Here is a 20,900-nt window from a genome sequence, read left to right on the forward strand (position 1 = left end):
ATCGAACGGCCGCCAGGCAGCCGGTCACATTGCGCAAGTTCCTCTCGAACTTTAGCCCCCCGGGGAGGCCAGCCTGTTCTACAGTACCCGTTAAGTGAGTAAGCACACACTTCTATCGACCGTAGAAAAACCGCTATATGACGCGGTTTTCCGGCGCGTCCAGGCACCGTCATGCCAGGACGGCAGGCCGCCCGGAGCCGCTAGGAATCCAGTTTGGTCAGCGGCGCGTAACGCAACAGCAGCCGTTTCTCCCCGACGTCGAACTTCACCTTCGCCACGGTCTTGTCTCCGGCGCCTTCGATGCCGATCACGGTGCCGTTGCCGAAGCTCGTGTGGTTCACTTTGTCCCCCACGACGACGGCGACCACTTCCTTTTGCGGCTGGACACGGCTGCGTACGACGGCGGCCGGCACGTCGGCGTTGAAGCCCGCCGTCGCGCTGGCGGCAGCCCCGCGCGACGTTCCGGCGCCCCAGAAGGATCCGCCGTAACGCCCGGAACCGATAGGGGCGTTGCCCCAGCCGCTCACTTGGCGGGAGGTGCCTTCGCGCTTCCACTCCACGAGACCCGTGGGGATTTCCTCAAGGAATTGGCTGGCGGGGTTGTATTGGCTCTGGCCCCACATGCTGCGGACCTCCGAACGGGTCACGTAGAGGCGCTTCCGTGCACGGGTGAGGCCCACATAGGCCAGGCGACGCTCTTCTGCCAGTTCCTTTGGATCCGTCGCGGAACGCTGATGCGGGAACAGCCCGTGTTCCATGCCGGTCAGGAAGACTACAGGGAATTCCAGGCCCTTGGCCGTGTGGAGGGTCATGAGGGTGACCACGCCCATCCGCTTGGCTTCTGCCACGGCGGCGGCAGCGTCCTCGGAGGTTCCCTCCGGAGCGTCCGGGATCTGGTCGGCATCGGCTACGAGGGAGACTTGCTCCAGGAACTCACCCAGCGAGCCTTCGGGGTTGTCGCGCTCGTATTCCCGGACCACCGCCACCAATTCGGCGAGGTTTTCCACGCGGGATTCGTCTTGCGGATCGGTGCTGGCGCGGAGCCCGGCAAGGTAACCGGTCTGTTCCAGGACAGCTTCCAAAGCTGCTGCGGCCCCGGAACCTGAGGCCACTTCGGCCAGGTCATCCAGGAGTTTCACGAAGCCCAGGACCGCGTTCACGGAGCGGGTGGCCATCCCGGGAGCCTGGTCGGCTTTGCGTGCCGCAGTCATGAACGACGTCCGTTCGCGTTCGGCGAGCGCCGCCACGGCACCTTCGGCACGATCGCCGATTCCCCGCTTGGGTTCGTTGAGGACGCGACGCAAATTGACGTCGTCGTCCGCGTTCACCAGGACGCGAAGGTACGCGAGGGCGTCCTTGATTTCCTTGCGCTCGTAGAAGCGGGTGCCACCCACCACTTTGTACGGCAGGCCGACGCGGACGAGGACGTCTTCAATGGAGCGGGACTGGGCGTTGGTGCGGTAGAAAATGGCGACGTCGCCGGGACGCAGGCCTTCCTCGTCCTGGAGCCGGTCGATTTCCTTGGCGATGAACTGGGCTTCGTCGTGCTCGTTCTCCCCCACGTAGCCGATGATCTTCTCGCCGTCGCCCTCGGCCGTCCAGAGTTTCTTGTCCGGGCGGTTGGGGTTGCGCGAAATAACGGAGTTCGCCGCGCTCAGGATGTTCTGGGTGGAACGGTAGTTCTGCTCCAACTTGATCGTGCGGGCCTCCGGGTAGTCCTTCTCGAATTCGACGATGTTGCGGATGTCCGCACCACGGAAGGCGTAGATGGATTGGTCGGAGTCGCCGACGACGGTCAGCTCGCTTGCCTGGGGACCCTCGCCGACGATTTCGCGGACCAATGCGTACTGGGCGTGGTTGGTGTCCTGGTATTCGTCCACGAGGACGTGACGGAATCGACGCCGGTAGGACTCTGCGAGCGCGGGGAAGGCCCGGAACATGTAGACGGTCTGCGCGATGAGGTCATCGAAGTCCATGGCATTGGCCTGGCGCAAGCGCTGCGTGTAGCCCTTGAAGACCTCGGCGACGGCCTGTTCGAAGGGTTCGTTGTAGTTGGCGCTCGACGCAAACGCGTCGTCGTCGATGAGCTCGTTCTTGAGGGCCGAGATCTTGTGCTGGATGGCTTTGGGCGCAAACTTCTTGGGGTCCAGGTCCAGGTTCTTCGCTACGAGAGTGATGAGCCGCAAGGAGTCGGCGGAGTCGTAGATGGAGAAGTTGGACTTCAACCCCACGTTTGTGGCTTCGCGCCGCAGGATGCGCACGCAGGAGGAGTGGAACGTGGAGATCCACATGGACTTGGCGCGGGCACCCACCAGGGCCTCGATGCGTTCCCGCATTTCCGCGGCCGCCTTGTTGGTGAAGGTGATGGCCAGGATCTCGCCGTGGTGGGCCCGTCTGGTGGCAATCAGGTACGCAATGCGGTTAGACAGCACGCGCGTTTTGCCCGAACCCGCTCCGGCCACGATCAGCAAGGGGCCGCCGGCATGTTTGACCGCTTCCTCCTGCTGGGGGTTCAACCCTTCGAGCAATGCCTCCGCAGACGGCAAGCCCGAGTGGCCCCGGTCTTGCCCACCGCCGAGCGTGCCACCCCAGGACGCACCCCCACCGGGCGCAGAGTCGCCAGGCGCAGCGCCGCTTCCGGCGCGTGAAAGCATGGCCGGAGCGGCCTTGGTGGCAGCTGTGCTTGCAGCTTTGAAGGGGCCATCCGCGTACGGGTCAAACAACATATCCATGGTGTTTACCAGTCTAGGCGGTGGCCCTGACACCGGAGGACCCGCATGATCTTCCTCGGTATCCGTCAAATACCGGCTCAGGCGGGAAATACCGCGGTTGCGAAGCTCTCTCCCAATTATGCTTCTTGGAAGCTACAAGTTCGCTGGCTCAGGGACACATCCGAAGGAACGGCATGCGGGGAAAACGAGGGGTTTGGACTACGCGCCGCCCCGGCGTGGTGTCGAAATACGGAACCCTCCTGGGGTTGTGCATCACCACTTCCTCAAGCTTCTTCCTGGCTGCGGCCAAGCGGCTCGAGCCGTGGGAATTCGTGGGCGCCTACCTTGTCCTTGCCGTGGTCCTCGCCTGCTTCGCACTGATGCTCCACTCGGATGCGTGGCCACAGCGACTGGCGGTTCTGCTCGGGCTGATCCTGCTCGCGGAACTGTTGGGCTCCGAACAACGCGACGAGTTCAATCCCGTTTTCCTCGCTTACGCCCTGGTCCTTTCGGCAAGTTCCGTCCTTGTCCTCTCGATGCGCAAAACCTGGCGCTCAATCCTGTTCACATCCTTCGCGTTCCTTCTCGTCCTGGGCTACACGCTTCTCTCCGCTTCGGCGGTGGGCGTCCGTCCCGCGAGCGCTTTCATACTGGCGGCGACCTGGATCATCACCTTGGCGATGCGGCTTGGCGGACCGCGGGCTTTGGCCCTGTATTGGGGAGATTTCGCAGTGCGCCAGGAATCCGTGGCAGCCAACATCGTGGCACAGAACCGGCGCAGCTCCGTGGCCTGGAACACGAGGCATTTGCACGACACCGCCTTGCGCACCCTCACCGTGATCGGCCGCCAAGGCGCCGGGCTCTCCTCGAAGGAACTGGGCGAAATGCTCGACGCCGGCACCTCCTTGGGAACGACGGCCCGACCGCGACCCGCGCTGCCAAGATGGACCGGCGTCGACTTTGGCGCTTCGCCACCCCCCGAGGCACCGGAACCCGGCGACCTCGCCGTTCGGCTGCGGCGGATCGCCGAGAAACGGGCACGGGACGGCTTCAGCGTGGAGATCCACGGGATGTCCGGACCGCTGACCGAACCTGTCCAGGCCGCCTTGCTGGCAGCAGTGGATGAATGCATCCTGAACGCCGACAGGCACGCCGGCGCAGGACATGTGGATGTCCTTCTCTCCAGGACCTCGGATCACTTATCAGTAGTAGTCAGCGATTCCGGTTGTGGATTTGACCCTTCGAAGCTCCCCGCCGACAGGCTGGGCGTCAAGGAATCCGTCCTCGCCCGGATGCGCGATGCCGGTGGACACGCACAGGTCTTTTCCGCGCCTGGACGGGGCACCACGATCCTGCTCGAAGCGGCGGCCGCATGACAATGCGGGCTATGTCGCGGACCAGCGTGGAGGGACCCCTCTTCGTGTCCCGTGGAATCTTGGCGACAGCCTGCGTCGTGCTGTGGATCCTCAATTCCTACCTCGCTTTTGAAGCAGGCAGCAAGATGGGCGCTGCCCCCTGGCACGTCCTGGCTACCGGTCTCGACTTGTTGGGACTCCTCGTCGCCGTCCAGGCATCCGATGCCGCTACGCCCCGGGGCCGGCTGGCCAATCTGCGTGGCACGTGGCTGGTCCTGGCCACCGCTTCCACTTGCTGCGCGGCATTGGCCACCGTGCAGGAACCGGGGCTCGCCCTGATCGGAGCGAATGCCCTGCTCTCCGCCGTCGCGGTCCTCCTTGTGTGCCACCGCTGGAATCTTCGTGGATTCGTCGCCCTTACGCTCGCGACCGCGGCGGTCAATTCAGCCCCCTACGCCTTCACTCCTGGAGCTGACCCACGAACAATGTCGAACATCCTGTTCCTTTCGCTCCTTCGCGGTGTGGTCGGAACTGTGAGCGTTTTGCTGCGCAGGGAAGCCATCCAGCGGAAGGGGGCGAGCGGCCTGAGCGGACGGCTCGACGCCCTGACCCGGGCCATCAACGCCAAAACGTCCGCACGGGAGCTCGAACTGGCGATCACCAAGACCCAGATCGATGAAATGTTTGCCAAGGTGGCGCAGGCACCGTCCGTGCCCTTGGACCCCGCGGTGGCCCGGGAAGCGAGGGAGCTTGCGGGTCATTTGCGCCAGTTGTTGCTGGAGGAATGGTCCGACAATTGGCTTGCAGAGGCGTTGGAACTGGAAGGCCTGGGCGGCAGCGTCATCATTTCCCAGCCCACTGACGTGGTGGAAGAGCTGCCGGAGAGCTCACGCCCGGCCATCCTGGCTGCCACCATGCTGATGGCTGTGGGCGCCACGTTGCGGGGCACGCACAGGGGCGGCGCCGCTCCACGGCCAGGGGAGGCACACCACATCCACTTCTTTGCCGAGAAGTCCGGCCAGGACGGTGTACGCCTGACATGGCGCATTGGCGGAGTCCACAAGAATCAGCTCCCACCTTTGTTGTGGACTGAGCTGGATTCTCTGGGCCGTGCAAAAGCGAGCAATGACCGGGAAGGCTGCAGCATCGTGGTTGACACAGCGGGGTGGCGACCTTGACCCGCGTCCTGCTCATCGACCGCCACCAGCTCTTGATCGACTCTTTGTCGCAGTGGCTTCTCATGAACGCTCCGGAAATCCGCGTCCTGGCCGGCGCCTCTTCCTGGCCTCCCGAAGGCGGCATAGCCCAAGGTGACGGGGCGGCCAAGGCCGATGTCGCCGTCGTCGGTGAACTTCACGGAAGCGAAGCCCCGAATCTTTCCGGCATCGTCACCTCGCTGAGGGCGTCGGGGATGCAGGTAGTCCTGCTGGCGGACCGGCAGCCTGTGATGGCGATCAATTCAGCCCTCGACGCAGGCGCGCTGGCCATTGTGCCCAAGTCCGCCGATCCTGGCCATACCGCGGCCGCGATCCACGCGGCGGCATCAGGCCGGCGATACCTTCATCCGGATATCAAGGGCATGCTTGAGTCAACAGCCAGCACGAGGGTCGAGTTGTCAGTCAGGGAACGGCGGCTAGTGGAGCTGTACCTTGGACCCACGCCTCGAAGCATCAGGGACGTGGCGGAGCTTTTGGCGATCAGCGAGCAGACGGTCAAGTCCCACCTGCACCGGGTCCGTCAACGCTATGCAGCCGCGGGCTTCAACGTGGGAAACATCATCAGCCTTCAGGAACAGCTTCGGAAAGACGGCTGGCTGAGCTAAAGGACGTGCGGCTGCGACTGTGGCTGGGTCGATTTCGACGCAAGAATGCTCACCAACGCCACCAAGAGCGGAACGCACAACGCCGACATGAACCCGGCCACAATCATCTGGCGGTGGATCTCCGGCTGCCCCTCCAAAATCAGGACAACCCAGAACTGCGCCCAGCAGCCGAGGACCATCACCACGGCAAGGCGCCCTATTCCGGACTTCCGTCGAGCGGCAACAGCGAGGCCCAATAGTAGTGTCAACAGGTGGAGGCCAAGCAACGCAACCGGTGCTGCTTTCATCGCCGTGTACAGGCCCAGGACAACAGGCACCCGGCGTTCCTTGACGCCGGGACCTTGGCCCGAATCCGCCATGTACGATCCCGCATCACTGAGTTCGGGCGTGAGCAGGGCGCTGATCCCCCGCTCCCCCAGGCCGATCAGGCGTTCCGGGTGGGTGGCAAAGAACGTGGCGATCTTGCCAGGATTGATCTGTTCCCCGAACTGCGGATAATGCGGGTTGTGCACCGCTGAATTGATGGAGTCCATGGTGCTGCCCACGGCCGTCACGAAACTCCGGTCCAGTCCCAGCCACTTCAAATCCGCGACGGGATCCGGGCTGTCGGGCAGGATCGACGCGAAGACAGTGTGGTAGAGATTCACTTCGGTAGCGCGCTTCGGCTCAACCGCGAGGAACGCCACGGCAACCCCCGCAATGACGACCACGGCTGCCGCGGGCATCACGAACGCCTGCCACCGACGACGCGCGGAGCTCGCCCGCCGTCGGGCGTCCGAAGGCAACCACAGGAGAGCCAGGGCAACCGCCGGCAACCACGACACCATTTGCGGCATGGCCGAGACCGTGAACGCGGCCGCGAAGACCACCATCAGCACCGACGCCCAGCGTGGCCTTCCGCTGTTCCAGTAGCGAAGCAGCGCCACCGCCAAGGCAAGTGTCCCGAGTATCGCGGCGGGTTCGCTGTAGGGCGACACGAAGAAGTCCGCGAAGACCCCGTCCGCCGTGAGCAGCGTGACGAGCGCAGCGATCAGCACCCGGAACGGTCTCCGGCCCGGCAACGCCGCCACGAATCCGGCGACGAGGGCGCCGAAGACAACACAGCAGACAATCCCCACCGCCCGCGTATCCAGGCCCGGTCCCCAACCCAGCACCGGCGTGAGCCATTTGCCGAGCCACAAGAGCAGCAATTGTGAGGAATAGACGGGCTCTCCGGATCCAGTGAAGCCGCAAGCCTCACCGAAGTACTGGTGCGGCACCCAGCTCGGATGGATGAAATTCGTGAAGTCCGTGTAGCCCCACGGCCTGAGGTTCCGAACGCCCAGCGAACAAAGCAGTTGTTGACCGGCCCCTTGCTCGGCCATGCCAACGGTTTGGGGCACGAACAAGCGGACGATCATGACGAGCGAGGCAAGGGTCCCGGACAACAGGGCAACGCCGCGGAGGCGGGGTGACCCCGGCGCGCCCGACCTCACCTCGCCCAACCCCACCTCCCCCGGCCCGAACGTCCTGGCCAGGTAGGCGACCGCGGAGCGCAGCGGGCTCGCGGGCTCGCTCTTCCGACGGAGCGGTTCCGGGGCGAACCTTGTTGGCGGTTCGGATTCCGGGACATCCGGCCGTGCGTCAACCACGCCTCTGCCCTCCCGCCGGCGCGAGCGTGCCGGTGATGGTGCCTGGACTGGACTGCACATTGGACTGCAAGGGCGCGACGGCGCACCGCACCGTGTGCGCGCCGTTCACCGTCCGGATGATCGGACGCAGCGTGATTCCGGCGGGGAGTGCGTCAGCGCCGAGGAACTGCAAGGCATAAGGCAGGCACCGCTCGTTTCGCGCGGCGGGAGTGGCCACACTGCTCTCCAGGTTGAACCACGCGCTGATGTCCTCCGCGGTGTGGGGTTCGGTACACGGAACATCGGCGCCGTCGTCGCTCAACTGGCCGTCCGCGAGTTCCTGCCGATAGCAGAGCCGCAAGGCGGCCGAGTCAGGGCCAGCCAGCACGCCCCTGAGATCCAGAGCGGTAGTCCGGGGTGCGCCGTCATTCGCGGTCAGGAGCACGTCGCAACGCACGGCCCGGGCGCCGCGTTCCCAGTCGTCCCGGCTCGGGGCGTAAGCAGCGATGGCCAGCCCTGTTGTGCCGTCGCGTTCACCGGCGCCGAGATACGTCCGGAGCGAGGCAACGTCGCACAGCCGCGCGGTGAGTGCCTTGAGCTGCTCTTGTCCCGGCCTTGTTCCCTGCCCTGACAAGGGAGCCGGAACCTGCGTGACCTTGTAGGTCTGGGCTATGTGCTCCTTCGTGCAGGCAACCGGCGGGCTCGGTTCGCTGACGGCGTCGAATTGTTCCGGCGAGACAATCAGGTGGCACTCGCCCACGGCCGGGTTGCCGGTGGGCACCCCGGGAAGGGTCTGGTTGCATCCACTCAGGATCCCTGCAAGCAGCAACGCTGCAGCCCCCGATGTCGCCCATTTCGCCCAGCTACGCGGCATGCCGACCCCGGCTGGTCCTGCCTGCGCGGACCAGGACAATGATGGCCGCCGCAAAACCGGTGATCACCACGAAAGAACCAAGGAAATGGTGCATGATACTGAAACCCTGCTCGCCCCAGGCCTGCTGTGCGCCAGCAATCATGAAGAACCTCAAGCCGTTGCTGACAACGACAATCAGCAATGCCGAAGCGGCGGCGCGGGCCAATCGTGGCACCGCGATGCGGCCCATGAGGAACAAAACACCGGACAGGGCCAGGACGGGAGCGATCAGTACCGCGCTGGAGCATAATCCGGTCACCATCAGGCCGAACGGTTGCCCAGCGCCGATGTTGTGGAAAATGATGTCGCGGACGCTGTAGGACGAGCCTCCGAGCACCCGATCGAACACCCAGGCCACGGCCCAGGCCTCGAAACTACGGATGCTTTCCTGTTGCAGCATGGCCAGGACAGCCGCCGCCAAACATGCCAGGCCGGGGAGAAGCCCGCCCTGGCCCGTGCGGATCGATGCGGCGCGTGGACCGGGTGGCCTTTGTGGGTCTGCGGAGTACTCGACACTTGCGGACACTAGGCTTCCTTCGCTAACAGCTGGGCGTCGTTCTCATTGTTGCGCCGGGTTTTCGCCCAGCCGTGGCGTCCCGTGACCAAGCGGTATGTTGCCCTCAACACGGACACGTAGTTCTGGTACATGTAGAGCCAGTAACCGACGCCCCACAGGACTCCCACCAGGCGGCTCTTGTCCGGGGCTGCCTGCTTGCGGTAGACGGGACCCCACAAGGCGAACGGCGCGATGCCTGTGACAACGATGAGCGGGACGATGAACCAGGACGCTGCCAGCCAGGCCTGGAAGCCACCCATCGTCAGGGAGCCCTGGGCCACCATCGTGATGAACAGCGTGGGCCACAAGACCAGGCCGAGGATCTGGATGAACGGTTGGACCAGGAAATAGCTGCATTCGATGGCCCCGATGTTGCTGAAGTAGGGAGACTCGAAAATTCGCCCCAGGTAGCTGCTGCACTGCATTCCGCCGTGGCACCAGCGGGTCCTCTGGGTCAGCAGTCGGCGAAGCCCCGGGAGTGCCTCCTGGGACACGTGGGCATCATGCATGTATACGGTCTTGTAGCCGCTCAGCATCACGTGGATCGCAAGCTCGTAATCCTCCAGGAGGGCTCCGTGCCACGGTTGCCCGGAGGTCCTGGCAATCGTGTCGAGGGCGGAAAGCCGGGTGAACTGCCCGTTGCCGCCTAAGCCAACGGTCAAGGTGTGGCGGCGGAGCGACTGCATGGCGGCGATGGTGGTGCGGAACTCCATGTCCTGCATGAGGATGAGGTACCGGGCGAAGCCTTGCTTCACACGTCCGAGTCCAGTAGCCGTCTTAAGTGCCGGGTCATCCACATTGGACATCCACACAGCGGTCTGCGCGGCTCCCACCTCAGGATCCCCGAAGGCAAGCGGACCGGCGGCCTGCCGGAACGCATTTTCGGACATGAGCCCATCGGCGTCGAGCACCATGACGATCACCGTTTCACGGTCGACGCCGGAAGGCAGCCAATCGTCCAGTGCCCGGTACGCGGCGTTCAGCGCATCACCCTTGCCCGAACGGGCGTCCGGGAGAAAACGGCGCACAAGGTGAACCAAGGGGTCGGCCCCGGATGCGCTCTGCACGATGTGGGCCGTGGCGTCTTCACTGGCATCGTCCACAACCCAGACGTGAGCCTCGGGAAATTGTCCCCGCAGCTTCGCCAAGGTATTCCCAATCACTGTTTCCTCGTCGCGGCACGGAATGAACACGTGCCAGCTGAAGCCTCCCGGTGTTCCCTCCGGATCGGGAGTCCTGCGCAGGAACGGAACCAGGATCACGCAGATGTAGGCCAGGAACACCACCAACAGCACGAATGCCAGAGCTTGCGCGGACTCGAGTACTGACATGTCTCCCCGATAGTGCTTTGAGGCCGTATATGGCCGTTTCAAGAAAAGTTGAAGCGGGGCAGCCCCCTGAGGTAGGGCCGCCCCGCGGATGATGCGGTCAGGAATCCTTGCGGCCCGCAGCCCGCTTCGCGGTCTTGAACCTGCTGTTGCGGAGGACCACGAACCCGGCAATCAACAACGCAATACCCAGAAGGATGACCCAGCCAAGGGCCGGCGCTCCGGTGACAGCGAGCGTTCCGCCGCCCGCCACCGCTCCCCCTGTCATCGTGCTATTTCCGTACATGTTGCACGTTCCTTCCGTTGTTCTTGTTTGTTGCGGGCTGGCACAATCAGACCGCCAGAACCGCGGCCCGACGGCGTGCCCGGAAGAACAACCAGCAAACAAATGCCAGCAATGCCGCTGCGCCGCTGATGGCCAAGGTGTCCTTGTTGACCAGCGGGATTGCTGCTGCCAGCAAGTTCGGACCCACGGAGGCGTTGGCCAGGTTGACAGTGGCGATGCTGCCGCCCGCTACACCCACCTGGAGCGCACGCTCGGTGAAGATGCCCCCGCTTGTTTGCTGTACGTTGACCTTGGCCGAGACCAATGCGGTCAAGGCGTTGGACAACGGGGTCACGATGGTCGACGACACTCCGGAGACGACGCCGTTCAGGGCGGTGGTCAGGACAGCCAGTGCGGGGCCGGCCGTGATCTGCGCAATCGGTCCGAGGGCGTTGACCGCAGCGGTCGCGCTGGCCAGCGTGGAGTTGACCAGGCTGGTGATCTTGGCGGCAACAGCCTGCGGCAGGAACGAAACGAGGTCCGTGCCAGGGGGCAGGGCGTTCAGGCTCGGCACACCGGCAACGGCCAGGAGGTCTGCCTCGGTGATGGAGATCGTGCCAGCTGCAACAGGATTCGCCACAGTGACGCCCAAGGGACCCAGGACAAGGTTGGCGGTGTTGATGGCAGTGCCAATCGTGCCGGCGACTCCGCCAATGACCGTTCCGCCAAGATCAGCCGATACGCCGGCAACGGAATAGGCGCCGGCGGGAGCTGCCCCCTGGTCCTGCTTGGCGGCGGCGGCCAGCGTAGTGATCTTCAGATCCAGGTTCACGAGATCGGCGCCACCAAGGATGTTGGCCGTGCCCGCTTTGATTTCAGCCGCCGGGATGCCGGGGCTTCCCGACGTCGGCAGGCCGCCGGGCAGGCTGACGAGGCCTGGTGCGCCTGAAACCGTACCGGAAAACGCCGCCGAGGACCCGTCATTGACGGCCTTGCCATACTGGCTGACGGCGCCCAGCTGGATGATGCCGTTGTTGCCCAGCAACGGAATGTTTCCCGCACCGACGTTCACGACGCCAAAGGCGGCGGAAAGATCCAGCGGAGTGCTGTTTTCAATGACCGCCGGGCCGGACGGCGGTGTGCCGATCTGCTGGGCCGTTGCCGCGCCATTTGATGCCACACCCGCAAAGTTCGGCATCGCAAGGACACTGCCGTCGATAATCTGTCCGCTGCCCGAGGAAATAACGTCAGCGGGTCCGGCCGTGGCTGCTGGTGCCGCAACCAGGCCGAAACCCAGCGCTACGACGGCGCTGACGCCCACCGCGGCCGACCATGTCCTGTGTCTCGTTTTCAAGTATTGCCCCCTCGTGAGAGTTGCAATCACGCCGGGCGCGCTGCAACTGAAACCTTGGAGGACGCACGTCCCCCCGTGGAGAAAGTAAACAAGGCGCTCGGCGAGCGCATCCTGAAGGTACCCGAATGGGTTAAGCGACGAAGTCCGGGCGTCGCTGACCCATCCCCAACATGGAGTCGATGGCCGCCACGGCACGGTCGGCTGCGCCGCCGTCGCCGTAGGGGTTCACTGCCGTGGCCATCGCCGAATACAGCGCGTCGTTCCCCATCAGGGCGCTGACGGCGTCCACGATGGTTTGCTCATCCGTCCCGATAAGCCGCGCCGTGCCGGCCGCCACGGCCTCAGGGCGTTCGGTGTTGTCACGCATCACCAGGACGGGCTTCCCGAGAGCCGGCGCCTCTTCCTGGACCCCGCCCGAGTCCGTGAGGACCACGTGGCACAGGCTCAGGAGCTTGGTGAAGTGCACGTAGCCGAGGGGTTCCGTGATGGTGATGTTCGGGACGCCCGCGACTTCCGGCAGGACCGCCTCCCGCACAGCTGGATTCCGGTGCACGGGAAGGACGATCTCCACTTCGGGGCACCGGGCCGCGATCCGCGCGAGCGCCCTGCCTACGCCCACCATGGCCTGGCCCAGGTTTTCACGGCGGTGGAGAGTCACCAACAGGATTCTGCGGCCTGAATCGGTGACGGTGCGGAGTGCGGGTTCCGCAAACTCAACGTCCCGTTTGACTGTCCCCAGCAGCGCGTCGATGACCGTATTTCCGGTGACCGCGATGTTCTCCGCTGGGATGCCCTCGGACAGCAGGTTGTCCCTGCCTGTGCAGGTGGGCGCGAGATGCAGCGTGGTGATTTGTCCGAGCAAGCGGCGGTTCGCTTCCTCTGGAAATGGTGAATTCAGGTTGCCGCTGCGTAGTCCGGCCTCAAGGTGGACCACGGGAATTCCCTGGTAGAACGCCGCCAGCCCTGCGGCCATGGCGGTGGTGGTGTCTCCCTGGACCACTACCGCGTCCGGCCTGACGTCGTGGAGGACTTCCGTGACTCCCTGCAAGGTCTTTTCCGTGATCCCGGCAAGGGTCTGGCGGGGCTGGATGATGTTCAGGTCATGCTCCGGGTGGATTCCGAAGAGCGCGTTGACCTGGTCCAGCATTTCCCGGTGCTGCCCGGTCACTGCTACTGGCGCCTTGTAACGGCCGGTTGCACGCAAGGCATGGACCAGCGGCGCCATTTTGATGGCCTCCGGTCGGGTGCCGTAAACGAGCAGGACAGTGCGGTTATCCAAATTTTCCCCCTGGGCTTGAGCTGCCGTCCGGAGATTAGCAACTGCCCAGCGCCGTGCGAGGGGTACTCCCCAATAGGGTCAATCCCCCTCCAAGGGACATGCCCCCTCCTTGCTTGAACCACTGGACATAACAGGACTATGTCCACCCCTCACACCAAGGAGAGCGCATGCTCACAGGAACCGCAGCGTGAAATGACCACGGCAGCACAAACTCCGCGCGGCCCCCAAGGGACATGCCCCCTGCTTGCTTGAACCACTGGACATAACAGCACTATGTCCACCCCTCACGCGAAGGAGAGCGCATGCTCACAGGAACCGCAGCGTGAAATGTCCACGACAGCACAAACTCCGCGCGGCCCCCAGGGGACATGCCCCCTGCTTGCTTGAACCACTGGACATAACAGGACTATGTCCATTCCTCACGCCAAGGAGAGCGCATGCTCACAGGAACCGCAGCACTATGTCCACCCCTCACACCAAGGAGAGCGCATGCTCAGGCGAGTTGCGGCACCGAGGTGAGCGCCGCACGCAACTCGCGGACCGCCGTCGGGCCTCCCGCGAGGAACCAGTCCAGGCCGTTGACCCGCACGACGTCGGTGTCCCCGCCTGCCGCGCGGACGATCGCCTTGCCGGGGAGCCAGTCCCACTCGGGGCAGCTGTGTTGGAACCAGCATCCCAGCTCGCCGTCGGCCACGCGGCCGAGATCGCAGGAGCCGGAACCGAACATTCGCAGTGACGCTGCGGACACCGCTGCAGCGTGCCAGGGCATGGCGGCCCGGGGATCTGCAAGCCAGGTTGGGTGGATGTAGGTCGCGGCACCGAGTTGACTGAGGGCAGCTCCCGACGGTCCCGGGATCCGTTCGTCGTTGAGGGTGGCGGGGTGGCCTTCGCCGCCGGTCCAGAGCTTGTCCAGCTCCGGTTGATAGATAGCCCCGAGGATCACGTCGGCATCCGAGGCGACCCCATGTGAGGCCGGACGGTCGTGCTTCAAGGCAATCGCCGAGCACCAATACGTGGAGCCGTGCAGGAAATTGTAGGTACCGTCCACGGGATCGATCACCCAGGTGCGGCCGCTGCTTCCCGCCACCGAGCTTCCTTCTTCACCCAGGATACCGTCGCCCGGGCGGCAACGGCGCAGTTGCTCAAGGACGTAGGCCTCAGCCGCATGGTCCGCGGCGGTCACTACGTCCGAAACCGAGGTCTTCCGTTCTCCCTGCAACCCGCCCATCCGCATCAGCAGGGCAAGCTGCCCGGCTTCCCGGACCAGGGCCGCAGCGAGTTCGTAGTCGTCGAGCGAAGGATCAAGTTCTGTGGCGGAGTGCCTGCCGGTGGTCATGGGTCCAGCTTATGTGGCGGGATAATGAATCACATGGCCAAGACCCCAGCCCAACGCATCAAGAAGCATGGCGCCAATGCCGCCGTCCCCCGGCACCACTTGCCGTCGGTGATCAATCCCACCACCCAGCGGTCCCCCGGGAAGGCGCAGAACAACGGCCGCCTCATAGTGATTGCCGGGGTCGTGGCCAGCCTTTTCCTGTTCTGGTACGTGCACCTGCTGACCCTGAACCAGATGACCCAGTTGTCCGGCGGCATGGCCATGCCCGATTCCCTCATCGGCGGGTTCTCCACCGACTATGTCCATCAATTGCATGGCGCCATGACGGACGACGCCCGCGGCCAGCTCAGCTATATCCACAAGACCGCCGGAACCCTGTTTCCGCTGATCTTCGGCTTCACCTGGCTTTTGCTCATTGGCACCAACGTGGCCGGAAAAGCACTGCGCTGGGCACTGTGGGCTGCTCCCCTGCTGTTCGCGGTGGTCCGCTTGTGGAGCAACGTGGCGGTTGACGCCGCGCTGGGATCTGCAACGCCCGACGCCGGCCAGGTGGCTTTGGCTTCCACGCTCACCGTTGTGGGCTGGGTGCTGTTCCTGCTGAGCCTTGTGGCTGGCGGCGCGGCTGTGTTCCTGGGCCGGCGGCGTTCCAAGAGCGCCTAGCAAGGCCTCCGCCCGCCGGCGCCACTCCTGGTCCTAATCAGGCTTCCGAACCGGCCCCCGGCTCGAGCATCTCCCGGGCTTGGAGGGCACGCTGGTGCGCACCGGCTTTGTCGAAGCGATCGGCCGCTTCGACAAGGCTTTCCTTCGCTGCCTGCTTGTTCCCGGTACCGGCTTGGGCCCGCGCCATCAAGAGGTAGACCTCGCCTGCCATCTGCGGGGGCAACTGGTCAGCGCGGCCCATGATTTCGTCCAGCAGCACAAGGGCCGCCCCGGCATCTCCCGCCAGATAGTTCCAATGCGCGCGGTTGAGCCGAAGCAGGAGAATTTCCTCTTCGGTGCCCCCGACGACATCCGTGGCAAGCTCCGCCCGTTCAATGCACCGAAGGGTGGCCGCATCTGCCACTTCCGCCGCCAGCCTCATCGCTGCCGATGCCTTGTTGAATTTGGCCCAGACATCAAGGTTCCGCGAAGGGGAAAAGGTTTCCGCTGCAAGCTCATGGTAGTGGAGGCCCTCATCGACCTTGTCGCAAAGGAAGGCCACATTGCCGATGACCCAGTACGCCTTGCCGGCCAGCTGGTCATCCATTTCATCGGAGATTCTCGCTGAGAGGGAAAGACACTCCTCCCAGGCCTCCTCCAGCTTGCCGGACTCGCCAAATGCGGCAATCAATGCCTGCCGGGCATGGACGTCGATTTCCATGTCTGCGTCATCATCGACCAATCCAACTGCCGACGCCGCAGCCGAGGTGGCCATCTCCAGGAGCCCTTCACCCCGCAGGGAGTTCGCCATTAATATGAGTGCCCGGGCCCGGTGTTGGGGTGAAGCCACAGCCAATGGTGCCTCGGAAAGGGACCTCGCCAGCGCAGTGCCCGCAACGAAATCACCTGCGTCGAGAAGATTCTCTGCTTGAAGGAAAGTCATGTTCCACCATCCGGCGGAATCGCCCTCATCAAGGGCAATATCGGCGGCCGAGCGCGCGCCTTCGGCAGCCTTGGCGAAGTCGTGGCTGGCCCGGTGCCCTCTCGCCTGCAGTTCCGCAACGGCGTACGAAGGCGCAACCTTCTTTTCTCCCATAGCTCCATTATGTCTCTGAGACACTCCGCCGATGATTCAGGCGAGCGTTTAGCATGTTTCTGCACCGTGTGGACGAACACTGATGACACGGCGTGTCGTTACTCTTATAATGAGCTAGCTTCACTTTGTTCACTCCAGTCGCATCAGTCACATAACATCAGGAGCTTCGCATGAAAAGAACTCTCGCCGCCCTCCTCGCGGCAGCAGCAATCTTGCTCGCAGGAATTACCGGCTCGGCAGCAGTGTCCGCCAGCAGCCAGAGCCCCTCACACGACTCGTCCATAGCCACTGGCTGGTGGCCGAACTTCGCCCAGAACTCGGCAGAGGCCACTGGCTGGTGGCCGAACTCCACCACTCAGGGTTCGCCTCAGGCCACTGGTTGGTGGCCGAACTCCACCACTCAGGGTTCGCCTCAGGCCACTGGTTGGTGGCCGAACTCCACCACCAACTCCACCCCTTCCAACTAGCTACACCTGAAAGGCACCGGGCCACGGTCCGGTGCCTTTCAGTTGCCTCCGGGACTCCGTTCAGGTCCCGCGCAGCAGTTCCGCGAATTTTTCTGCTGCCATGGGCCGGCCAAAGTAATACCCCTGGCCACTGGCGCAGCCCAGGCGGGCAAGCTCAGCAGCCTGCTCTGCCGTTTCGATGCCCTCGGCAACGGCCTGCATTCCGCACGCATGAATGAGCTGGAGAACCGCCGCCACAAAGTTCGTTTCCTTGTCGTCTGCGCCCAGTCCTTGGATGAGGGAGCGGTCAATCTTGACCACATTGACGGGAAGGCTCCGCAGATAGCTGATGGATGAATAGCCGGTGCCGAAGTCGTCTATTTCCAAGCGGATACCCAGACGCCGGAGCCCGGTCAGAGAGTATTTATCGATGTCGCTGCCGTTCAACGCCATTGACTCCGTCAGCTCGATGACCAGTTTGGATGCCTCCACTCCGGTTTCGGCGAGCACTTCCCGCACATGCTCGATCAATTCCAGGCTTTGCAGTTCGGTTGTCGAAATATTGACTCGCATACTGAAGTCTTCGTCCACGCCCGGGCGGTCCTGCCACTCGCGCAATTGCTGCATCGCCCGTCGAAGAACCCAATAGCCGAGATCGATGATGATGCCGGTTTCCTCGGCCAGGGGGATGAATGCATCCGGCATCAACAATCCCCTGTCGGGGTGGTTCCACCGCACCAGCGCTTCAGCGCCTTCAATCCGGCCCGAGGCCAACTCGACAACAGGCTGGAAATGGAGGACCAGCTGATCTGTCCGGATGGCTTCACGCAGTTCCGAGATCATGAGTCCTTGGAGCCGGCGCGCGTACAACAAAGCCGGCTCGAAAACCCTGACACTGCTCCCCTGCTCGGCCTTTGCCGCATACATGGCCGTATCCGCTTCCATCACGAGGTCGTCCACAGACTGTCCCGGCTCGGCGACCCGGAGCCCGATGCTGGTTCCACAGATGATCCGGACTTCGCCAATGTCGATGCTCTCACCGACGGCCCGGAGGATCCGCTTGGCAACGCCCCGCGCGTGCGCCGCATTGGATTTGGGCATCATGACGGCAAATTCGTCCCCGCCGAGCCTCGCCACCATGTCAGTGTCCCGGACCGCGGCGAGCAGGCGCCTGGCGGTGACCTTCAAGACGGTGTCTCCTGCGCCGTGCCCCAAGGTGTCGTTGATCCCCTTGAATGAGTTCAAGTCCAAAACGAGCAACGCAGGTGGGAGCTCGCCGCGCTCTGATTCGACGAGTTCATGGCTCAGCGCCCTTTCGAGTGCCGTGCGGTTGGCTAACTGTGTCAGCGGATCAGTGAGCGCCATCCTTTCGAGTTCGATCTGGGCCTCGCGCAGCATGGCAGTTCGGCTTTCGACCCGTTCCTCGAGCTCCTGGTAGATGGCTTGAAGATCGTCCGCCATGAGGTTGATCCCGGTAATGACAGCAGCAACTTCGTCCCGCGGACCGGAGACCGGGATCCTCGTGCTGAGGTCGCCGTCCGCAATCCGGACGACCCCTTCAACAAGGGCAAGGAGCCGCGGGTCCTGGGGCTCATGATTCACGGTGGTGCTCTCTCAACCACTCGCGGGCTTCCGCCTCGGAGGTGAAGAACCGTGCCGGAACTGAGTCCGACCTTGCACGCAGGAGGTAATGTGCGATCACCCGATCCACGGGACTCTCCCCCAGCAAGGCACATGCCGAGACGACCACGGAATTCGTGTAGGTCAGCCGTGCGTCGTTCGTGACTGACAGTACGCCGGTCACGGTGAGCAGCAGCGGGAGCCTCCGTCCATCCGCGAAAGCACGGACGGCCGCGGCGGCAGCCTGGGCTTCCCGCGAACGGACAACAGTGTTGGGCGGCAAGGTGACCTCGACAATCCCGTCAGCCGCCAAGTCAACGGTGATCTGAGCGGCAGGGGCCGTCGTGTCTTCGGATGAAGCATCCAGGGCATCATCGGGAAGCCGGGAGTCCCGGGCGGGCAGTGTCTGGGCGCTCATCGCTACGTGGCCTGCCGACGTCGGACGATCGGCCCGTGAGGGTCCCGAAGGGCACAACCCGAGAGCTCGGAAGCTGCCCTTATGGGGAATATATCGCCTGCGTGTCCCGGACGACGCAGAACAAGCTGATGAGTCATGGGTCCTATGTTCTGCCGTGTCGGTCAATCTGGTCTGCGCCAAGACTGCGTGGAACCCTCGGTCCGGCGCCATTCCGGTGAGTGCACTCATGATAATGCAAAGATTGCCTTCCCGCTGACATGAGGCTACCCGCGAAAACTCAGCGTTTTGCAAGCCGCGCCGCCGTTCGCCGTACTTCCCGAACCCTTTGCGCCACCACTAGCCCAGCGGCGGAAAATCCGATCGTGACCGGATAAGCCATCAGGCGTTCCAGGGTTCCAGGCTCGGGGACATCCATCCTTGTCAGGCCACCGACCACAAGGGCGCCCAGCGTCAACGTCCCGCACGCCACGATGAACCAGCTCATGGCGGTATGCGGCAGCCAGAGCACCCCGAGGAGCAACAGTGCGAATGCTCCACCGATGAAGAACATGAGGGCGCCCACAAGGTGGAAGGGAGATCCAAGGTCTTCCGGCACGAAACCAACAACCACAGTTCCCAGCCCGGAGATACCCGCCAGGACCCGGACCGCGACGGCGGTGGGCCAAGCTTTGCGGTAGGCGGCACCTTGCAGGATGCGCACGCCGGGACGGGCTGCAATGCACAGGAGCGCCGAACTGAGCAGCAACGCCCCGAGAAGCATCCCGAGGCCCTGCACCACAAAGGAGGCATTCATAAGCAGATGCAGGGGCGAACAGACGTCGCGGTGCTCGTAGATCCCGCACTTGAGCGCGCCAAGATCGCTGATGAACCCGGTCCGGCGATCGTAGGGCTCGGGACCCCGCCAGGCTTCGATCACCGCCGATTCGGCGACGAAATACTGCACCACGCTCAACTGGGCCCAGCCGCCGATGTTTGAGCGGACCGTGCCCAGGTCCGGGAGGTGGTCGCCGAAGGCGGCCGGCGCCGTCATCTGCTCTCTCATGCGGGCCAGCCTAGCGCCAGCGCACCCACGTGCCGCACCCTCTTTGTCGCCGCCGCCTGTGTTGCCGGCCTCGGTGTTCGAGGGCTGCCCCGGCAGCTTGTATGCTTGTATGCGTGCCCGGCCAGCGGCTCCCCGGAGCTTCCAGCACGCGCACAGGCCCTCGTAGCTCAGTGGATAGAGCACGGCTCTCCTAAAGCCGGTGTCGTTGGTTCGATTCCAATCGAGGGCACTTGAAAGACCAGCTGCGCGATTCTTCTCCGACGCAAGACCTGCGGGCCTACCTGCTGGGCAGCTGGACCGTGGAACGGTCCCTGTGGGACCGGGCGAGCGGCACCCGCGGTACGTTCACCGGCGTCGTGCGCTATTCAGGAACCCCCGACGGCGGGCTCCTCCTTCGCGAAAACGGCACCATGACCTGGCCCACCCACACGGGACCGGCATTCCGCGAATACCTCCTGCGCCCTTCTGACTCCCCTGCCGCCATGGACGTCTACTTCCCGGATGGGAAGCCGTTCCATCGCATGAGCTTCCGCGACCACGCCAACGAAGACAGCCACTGGTGCGATCCCGATGACTACAAAGTCAATTACCTCTGCGACGGGCCGGATGCTTTCAGCTACACCTGGGACGTCCACGGACCGGCCAAGGATTTGCTGCTCGAATCCCGGCTAAGGAGAGAGCAATGACCCACAACAATCCAGCCAAGGACCTGATTGTCGTCAGCGCGGTCTGCGTGTACGACGACGCCGGACGGCTACTGACGGTGCGTAAGCGTGGCACGGACAAGTTCATGCACCCCGGGGGCAAGCCCGAACCAGGTGAAACCGCGGCGGAGACGGCATCCCGCGAGCTGGCCGAGGAAGTCGGAATCGACGTCGACCCGGCCGATCTGGAGCCCTTGGGGCGTTGGCTCGCCGTCGCCGCCAACGAGGCCGCCACGGATATCGAGGCTACCGTCTTCACCGCACCAGGCACGTGGGAGGCCCATCCTTCGGCCGAGATCGCAGAGATCCGGTGGCTGGATCTCTCTGCTGAACTTCCGGACGATTTGGCTCCACTCCTGACGGATCACGTCCTGCCCCTGCTCGCGAAAAAGTAGGCCTGCCCGCA

The 20,900-nt window shown here is 64.0% G+C and carries 20 protein-coding genes and 1 tRNA gene; 8 read left to right on the plus strand and 13 right to left on the minus strand.

Annotated features, from left to right (window positions below; genetic code table 11):
- Positions 1-200: 200 nt before the first annotated feature.
- The gene (gene pcrA / locus ABD742_RS18050; RefSeq protein ID WP_372460939.1) at positions 201-2,726 is read right to left on the minus strand and encodes a DNA helicase PcrA; all 2,526 of its coding nucleotides are present in this window, start codon (positions 2,724-2,726) and stop codon (positions 201-203) included.
- 179 nt (positions 2,727-2,905) lie between these two features.
- On the opposite strand from pcrA, the gene ABD742_RS18055 reads away from it, so the two are divergent.
- From ABD742_RS18055 to ABD742_RS18065, 3 genes are read left to right on the plus strand one after another with little or no spacing between them, the layout of a single operon-like run.
- Positions 2,906-4,087, plus strand: a complete 1,182-nt coding sequence (locus ABD742_RS18055; RefSeq protein WP_234751596.1) for a sensor histidine kinase — start codon at positions 2,906-2,908, stop codon at positions 4,085-4,087.
- A gap of 11 nt (positions 4,088-4,098) precedes the next feature.
- Entirely contained in the window at positions 4,099-5,244 is a 1,146-nt protein-coding gene (locus ABD742_RS18060; RefSeq protein WP_234751595.1) for a hypothetical protein, read from the plus strand.
- Entirely contained in the window at positions 5,232-5,888 is a 657-nt protein-coding gene (locus ABD742_RS18065; protein WP_234751594.1) for a helix-turn-helix domain-containing protein, read from the plus strand. Before ABD742_RS18060 ends, ABD742_RS18065 begins: the two co-directional genes overlap by 13 nt.
- Here the strand turns inward: ABD742_RS18065 and wsfD are convergent.
- The 8 genes from wsfD to ABD742_RS18105 all read right to left on the minus strand — a co-directional run bounded on the left by wsfD (position 5,885) and on the right by ABD742_RS18105 (position 14,529).
- Positions 5,885-7,519 carry a glycan biosynthesis hexose transferase WsfD gene (wsfD, locus tag ABD742_RS18070; RefSeq protein WP_234751593.1) on the minus strand — a complete coding sequence of 545 codons (1,635 nt, stop codon included), beginning with the start codon at positions 7,517-7,519 and terminating at the stop codon, positions 5,885-5,887. The genes ABD742_RS18065 and wsfD overlap by 4 nt on opposite strands.
- Complete coding sequence (locus ABD742_RS18075; protein WP_234751592.1) at positions 7,512-8,372, minus strand: septum formation family protein; 861 nt, start codon at positions 8,370-8,372, stop codon at positions 7,512-7,514. Before ABD742_RS18075 ends, wsfD begins: the two co-directional genes overlap by 8 nt.
- Positions 8,362-8,937: an exosortase S gene (xrtS, locus tag ABD742_RS18080; protein WP_234751591.1), complete on the minus strand. Its 576-nt coding sequence runs from the start codon at positions 8,935-8,937 to the stop codon at positions 8,362-8,364. Before xrtS ends, ABD742_RS18075 begins: the two co-directional genes overlap by 11 nt.
- Complete coding sequence (locus tag ABD742_RS18085) at positions 8,937-10,298, minus strand: XrtP-associated glycosyltransferase (protein ID WP_234751590.1); 1,362 nt, start codon at positions 10,296-10,298, stop codon at positions 8,937-8,939. Before ABD742_RS18085 ends, xrtS begins: the two co-directional genes overlap by 1 nt.
- 97 nt (positions 10,299-10,395) lie before the next feature.
- Positions 10,396-10,581, minus strand: a complete 186-nt coding sequence (locus tag ABD742_RS18090; RefSeq protein WP_234751589.1) for a hypothetical protein — start codon at positions 10,579-10,581, stop codon at positions 10,396-10,398.
- Positions 10,582-10,627: 46 nt separating this feature from the next.
- Positions 10,628-11,914 carry a PVV-CTERM domain-containing choice-of-anchor G protein gene (locus ABD742_RS18095; protein ID WP_234751588.1) on the minus strand — a complete coding sequence of 429 codons (1,287 nt, stop codon included), beginning with the start codon at positions 11,912-11,914 and terminating at the stop codon, positions 10,628-10,630.
- A 130-nt stretch (positions 11,915-12,044) separates the two neighbouring features.
- Complete coding sequence (gene wecB / locus ABD742_RS18100) at positions 12,045-13,193, minus strand: non-hydrolyzing UDP-N-acetylglucosamine 2-epimerase (protein WP_268819208.1); 1,149 nt, start codon at positions 13,191-13,193, stop codon at positions 12,045-12,047.
- Positions 13,194-13,686: 493 nt separating this feature from the next.
- Positions 13,687-14,529: an inositol monophosphatase family protein gene (locus ABD742_RS18105; RefSeq protein WP_234751587.1), complete on the minus strand. Its 843-nt coding sequence runs from the start codon at positions 14,527-14,529 to the stop codon at positions 13,687-13,689.
- Positions 14,530-14,562: 33 nt separating this feature from the next.
- Here ABD742_RS18105 and ABD742_RS18110 point away from each other — a divergent pair, with 33 nt between their 5' ends.
- The gene (locus ABD742_RS18110; RefSeq protein WP_234751586.1) at positions 14,563-15,189 is read left to right on the plus strand and encodes a hypothetical protein; all 627 of its coding nucleotides are present in this window, start codon (positions 14,563-14,565) and stop codon (positions 15,187-15,189) included.
- A gap of 37 nt (positions 15,190-15,226) precedes the next feature.
- Here ABD742_RS18110 and ABD742_RS18115 read toward each other — a convergent pair whose 3' ends face one another.
- On the minus strand, positions 15,227-16,264 hold the full coding sequence (locus ABD742_RS18115; protein ID WP_234751585.1) for a hypothetical protein: 1,038 nt from the start codon (positions 16,262-16,264) through the stop codon (positions 15,227-15,229).
- 170 nt (positions 16,265-16,434) lie between these two features.
- Here ABD742_RS18115 and ABD742_RS18120 point away from each other — a divergent pair, with 170 nt between their 5' ends.
- Positions 16,435-16,731 carry a hypothetical protein gene (locus ABD742_RS18120; protein WP_234751584.1) on the plus strand — a complete coding sequence of 99 codons (297 nt, stop codon included), beginning with the start codon at positions 16,435-16,437 and terminating at the stop codon, positions 16,729-16,731.
- A gap of 60 nt (positions 16,732-16,791) precedes the next feature.
- On the opposite strand, the gene ABD742_RS18125 is transcribed toward ABD742_RS18120, so the two are convergent.
- The 3 genes from ABD742_RS18125 to ABD742_RS18135 all read right to left on the minus strand — a co-directional run bounded on the left by ABD742_RS18125 (position 16,792) and on the right by ABD742_RS18135 (position 19,790).
- Positions 16,792-18,312 carry a putative bifunctional diguanylate cyclase/phosphodiesterase gene (locus tag ABD742_RS18125; RefSeq protein WP_234751583.1) on the minus strand — a complete coding sequence of 507 codons (1,521 nt, stop codon included), beginning with the start codon at positions 18,310-18,312 and terminating at the stop codon, positions 16,792-16,794.
- The gene (locus tag ABD742_RS18130) at positions 18,302-18,748 is read right to left on the minus strand and encodes a DUF7793 family protein (protein WP_234751582.1); all 447 of its coding nucleotides are present in this window, start codon (positions 18,746-18,748) and stop codon (positions 18,302-18,304) included. Before ABD742_RS18130 ends, ABD742_RS18125 begins: the two co-directional genes overlap by 11 nt.
- Positions 18,749-19,025: 277 nt before the next feature.
- On the minus strand, positions 19,026-19,790 hold the full coding sequence (locus tag ABD742_RS18135; protein WP_234751581.1) for a DUF998 domain-containing protein: 765 nt from the start codon (positions 19,788-19,790) through the stop codon (positions 19,026-19,028).
- Between the two features lie 156 nt (positions 19,791-19,946).
- Between ABD742_RS18135 and ABD742_RS18140 the strand changes: the two genes are divergently transcribed.
- The 3 genes from ABD742_RS18140 (at position 19,947) to ABD742_RS18150 (ending at position 20,889) form a co-directional block, all read left to right on the plus strand.
- Positions 19,947-20,019, plus strand: a tRNA-Arg gene (locus tag ABD742_RS18140).
- A gap of 1 nt (position 20,020) precedes the next feature.
- Positions 20,021-20,476, plus strand: a complete 456-nt coding sequence (locus ABD742_RS18145; protein WP_308193859.1) for a DUF6314 family protein — start codon at positions 20,021-20,023, stop codon at positions 20,474-20,476.
- Positions 20,473-20,889, plus strand: coding sequence for an NUDIX hydrolase (locus tag ABD742_RS18150; RefSeq protein WP_234751580.1), 417 nt, complete (start codon positions 20,473-20,475; stop codon positions 20,887-20,889). Before ABD742_RS18145 ends, ABD742_RS18150 begins: the two co-directional genes overlap by 4 nt.
- The last annotated feature ends 11 nt before the right edge of the window (positions 20,890-20,900 follow it).

Source organism: Arthrobacter ramosus (assembly GCF_039535095.1).
Classification (GTDB): domain Bacteria; phylum Actinomycetota; class Actinomycetes; order Actinomycetales; family Micrococcaceae; genus Arthrobacter; species Arthrobacter ramosus.